Source organism: Acinetobacter sp. YH16042 (genome assembly GCF_013417245.1).
GTDB lineage: Bacteria > Pseudomonadota > Gammaproteobacteria > Pseudomonadales > Moraxellaceae > Acinetobacter > Acinetobacter amyesii.
Map to the genome: position 1 here is coordinate 1 of NZ_VPEJ01000093.1, position 2,065 is coordinate 2,065.

At 37.9% G+C, this 2,065-nt stretch carries 1 pseudogene; it reads right to left on the minus strand.

The features are described 5' to 3' along the window. Positions 1–553: 553 nt before the first annotated feature. A pseudogene (gene repM, locus FTV37_RS17145) lies at positions 554–1,489 on the minus strand (replication initiation protein RepM); the annotation flags it as partial. Positions 1,490–2,065: the final 576 nt, after the last annotated feature.

The following is a 2,065-nucleotide window of genomic DNA, read 5'->3' on the forward strand; positions in this document are numbered from 1 at the left end:
TTATTGGCGTTTTTAGCCCTGTTTAGCTAGATTTCCCTGTTTTGAAGAAAAGTGCGCTTAAAGGCGATTTTAGGCGGTTTTAAGCCATGTGTGAAAATTTGATATTTTAAAAGTTGCCGATCGGCAAGTTTTAGCGGTTTGGGGGATTTATCATTTTCCGACAGCAGTTGGGAATGCACGCTTACGCGTTTCTCTCCGAGAAACAAAAAACCGACCTCTGAAAAAGATAAAAATAAGCCCCAAAAGTTGGGGCATTTTGAAATCTTTTTTAGAGGAGATTTTAGTTAGGTTTAAACCTTGATGTTTCACCTCTCAAAATCTCAAAAAATTGAGATTGTTGTTTTTCATCGAGAAGCATCGTTTTTAATCTGCTTTCAAAGTCTGCCATTTTTTCGCTATCTTTTTTCAAGTGCTTGTACCTTTTGTCCCGTGCAATGCTGAAAGCACAGCTCGAAAGATGAACGCTCCCCCTTGGGTCGAATGCAATAAATTTATGATCTTCGATAGAGTAGGTTTTGACTTGATCAACCAGTTTCACTGTTGATTGATTTTTCTTAGAACCGAAGCCAAGTTTTTCTAAAAGCGGATAAAACTTTTTAAATTTTTCAGGTTCTAACAGCATGTCTGCTATACGTTTCGCAAAATCTTGAAAGGATTCTGTACCCTCAGAGTATTTGCTCATTTCAGGCATTTCTGACAGCTTGTGAGCGAATAGGAAGCGTTGCGGATCTGTCATTTTGGTGAATAGGTCAGGCGTGTTTTGATCTCGTTGGGGAGATACTGATTTTTCAGAAATTTCCGTTTGTTTTTGCTTAAACTTGAAGGAAAATCCTGAAATCGCACGACCTGTTTTGTGCTGTTCGACCTTAACTTTAATGTCTGTTTTTTCATTAATTTGATTTATGGCAATGTCTAAAACTCGCTTTTTAAAATCGTTCATTTGTTTGTATTCAGTATCTAGAACACCAAGTTTTTGTCTAAATTTTTGTATCTCAATAATGGGTGTTTTACCTGTGCTACGCCAAGCAATCAATAATTCGTAAAGTCTTACAGCGTAAGCACTTGTAAGCCCTGAAACTTGTTCTATATCGTATTTTGTAAACTGTTCTTCTAGGCGAGTAATCAATGGAATGATGGCAGGGGCAAAAATTAATTTAACAACCGCCTCTTTCTCAACATAAATAACTTCACTCACCCATCTTGATTTATGGTGCTGGATATTTCCCTTATCGCTAAGGCTCTGATAACTGAATTGCCTTGCAAATAGGTCATCACAAGCATCTTTTAATGCTTGATATGCAGTATTTCTATGTGCCGAAAATTGATTGATGTAGCTTTCAGCGTGAATGATCAATGGGTCATTTGCGTTAATTCCCTTGCCACTTTGACGAGCTTCAATAATCGCTAAAAGTATTAATCTTTGCTCGACTAAATCGAGGTTATAACTCGCATTAATTAACGCATTATCTTTAACAACTAAATTACTCATTATGTGACTCTATTATTCTTAGACGTTTATGTGACTTTAATAATTAACGTCACAACATGCAAGGTAAACGTCACTTTATCTTTTGAAATTTTCATTTTTTTGCAAGGTAAACGTCACTTAATTGCAAGGTAAACGTCACTTAATGAAGCTTGAAACGCGCACACAGCAATGCTTTCAGCGTGTCTAAAAGCATTTAAAAGCTTAAAAGATTATTAAAAGCCAAAAAAAAATTAAAAAGCATTTAAAACTGCCCTATGTTTTCGCTTCGCTCAAACTCTATTGAATCTCGCTGCGCTCGATTCCTGGGGGCAGTTTTTTCAAATATCCACTAGGACGCTAAAAACAAGAATGGATTCGCTTCGCTCATAAAGCTTTATGCTCGCTTCGCTCGTCATGGAGCCAGTGGCTACAGTCGCTTCGCTCGTCATGGAGCCAGTGGCTACAGTCGCCTTGCTCTGTAAATCTCGTTATGAAGCAACAGGGAGCTTGTAATCAGGGAAAAGGCAGGGGCGAATTTTTATAACGCTCAGTCGCTCGTAGACACTCGCTCGGTTACTTGATCAATTTGTTTAGCTG